The sequence below is a fragment of the Streptomyces ossamyceticus genome (genome assembly GCF_001418475.1).
GTDB classification, from domain to species: Bacteria; Actinomycetota; Actinomycetes; order Streptomycetales; family Streptomycetaceae; genus Streptomyces; species Streptomyces ossamyceticus.
The window spans coordinates 1-1,016 of the sequence record NZ_LIQX01000998.1; the positions used below are offsets into that span (position 1 = coordinate 1).

The 1,016-nt window shown below is 73.1% G+C and carries 2 protein-coding genes; one reads left to right on the forward strand and one right to left on the reverse strand.

Annotation, left to right across the window (positions count from 1 at the left end):
• On the forward strand, positions 1–302 hold a 302-nt coding region (locus AOK15_RS41325; protein ID WP_205632332.1), incomplete at its 5' end, for a histidine phosphatase family protein.
• A 21-nt stretch (positions 303–323) separates the two neighbouring features.
• Here AOK15_RS41325 and AOK15_RS41330 read toward each other — a convergent pair.
• Positions 324–824, reverse strand: a complete 501-nt coding sequence (locus AOK15_RS41330) for a DUF6314 family protein (protein WP_240508843.1) — start codon at positions 822–824, stop codon at positions 324–326.
• Positions 825–1,016: the final 192 nt, after the last annotated feature.

Sequence of the window (1,016 nt, forward strand, 5' to 3'; positions counted from 1 at the left end):
AGCCAGGCGTCCACCGCCGAGGGCTCCCTGGCCATGGCCTCGCCGACCCGCGCTGCACCCCGCACGGCGGCGAGTCGCTTCTGTCCTTCATCGCCCGGATAGGGAGCTGGCTCGACACCCGGCCGAAGGACGACGGCGGCCGGATCGTCGCCGTGGCCGAGCCCTCCGTGCTCCGCGCCGCGCTGGTCTACGCGCTCAAGGCGCCGCCGTCGACGTACTGGCACATGGACGTCCGCCCCCTGTCGACGCTCACCGTCGCGGGCCAGCCGGGCCGCTGGAACCTGCGGCTGGGCGCCGCCTAGGCGCCCGGCGCGCGGGCCGTGTCACGCCGGCTCGCCGGGGTGTCCGGCGGTCCGGGCGGCCGGCAGTACCGTCCCGGCCACGGCGACCCGTGCGTAGTCCGTGACCAGGAGCTGCTCCTTCGCGGGGCCGCCGACGCGCCACGTGGTCCGCCAGCGGTCCTCGTCGTACACCTCGAACTCGCCCCGGTAGAGGTCGGCGGCGCACGGGTGGTCCGTCCGCCAGTGGCCCGAGGTCAGGTCCAGGTCGTGGAAGGGGCGGCCGTCGGCGAAGCGGACGTCCGCCGTGCCGGGGGTGGGGCCGGGCAGGAAGCGCAGGGTGCGTTCGGCGGGCCGGGGGACGCTCTGCCAGACGAAGATCCCGGCCTCCCGGTGGAGCAGGCCGCCGCCGTCCAGCGGGCCGAAAACCGTCGACCCGGAGAACTCGCCCACCGCACCGCTCGCGAGATCCCGCACCGCGCGGGTGACCTGCCAGCTCCCGGACAGATAACCCAGCACATCGGGCACTGGCCGGAACTCGCCCATACCGGGCCTCCCTTGAGTCACTTGGGTGGCCGCACGCCCCATTGACGCCTCCCGGCCTCCTCCCTATCTTGCCGTTCGATGTGCTGATCATTGTCTGATATTTCGAACCACTCTCTGACCCCCACCACGAGCCGCGGAGTATCCATGTCACGCAGCACCCGCCCCCGTTGGAGACTCGGTCTCACCGCCACC

Bases quoted from the DNA above. Each gene is read 5' to 3' on its own strand.
- AOK15_RS41330 (WP_240508843.1), bottom strand. From the start codon at position 824: ATGGGCGAGTTCCGGCCAGTGCCCGATGTGCTGGGTTATCTGTCCGGG.